Below are 854 nucleotides of genomic sequence, written 5' to 3' on the forward strand. Positions count from 1 at the left end.
CAATACCTTTTGGATGCGGCCGGCATGGCACGGTCGACATTCTTCTATCACCAGAAACGACTCAGCGAGCCGGATAAGCACGCTGTGCTCAAAGACGCGATCCGGGGAAGCTTCGAGCGTAACAAGCATCGCTACGGCTACCGACGAGTGCTACTTGACCTGCGCAACCAGGGGTGGGTGGTCAACCACAAGCTCGTCTACAAACTCATGCGCGAGATGGGGCTTCGAGCCAAGGTCCGCCAGCGCAGGCCATATGTTTCCTATAACGGGACGATCAGCCACATTGCCGACAACACACTTGACCGCAAGTTCACCCCAGATAAGCCAAATACCGTCTTTGTCAGCGACGTCACCGAGTTCAGGGTCGCAGGCCGCAAGGTCTACCTGTCACCGGTGATGGATCTGTTCGACCGTTCAATCGTTGCCCACACCGTGGCTACATCGCCGTCGACAGCGTTTACCGCCGATTCTTTAACTAAGACGATTAAAACGTGTGCGCCTGAGCCTGGGTGGATGATGCATACCGATCAAGGTTTCCAGTACCAGCATTCGTCCTGGCGCAACCTGATTCATGACAACGGTGGTGTTCAGTCGATGTCGCGTAAAGCCAACTGTTACGACAACGCGGTCATGGAGAATTTCTTCGGGCACTTAAAAACCGAGATGTACCACGGAGAAGTCTTCGACACCGTCGCAGAGTTCAACCAGGCGATCGACGAGTACATCCAGTGGTACAACGCCGAACGCATCCAACAACGACTCAAGGGTCTGACCCCCGATGCAATATCGAAATCAGACCCTTGAAGCCCTAACCGCCTAGAATTAAACCAGTCCAACTTTCGGGGGCCAGTTCA

1 pseudogene is annotated in these 854 nt (G+C 54.3%); it reads left to right on the top strand.

From position 1 onward, the window contains the following. Positions 1 to 820, top strand: a pseudogene (locus tag HMPREF3067_RS02285) (IS3 family transposase); the annotation flags it as partial. Positions 821 to 854: the final 34 nt, after the last annotated feature.

Origin of the sequence: Corynebacterium sp. HMSC04H06, from assembly GCF_001815935.1 — a bacterium.
Lineage (GTDB): Bacteria > Actinomycetota > Actinomycetes > Mycobacteriales > Mycobacteriaceae > Corynebacterium.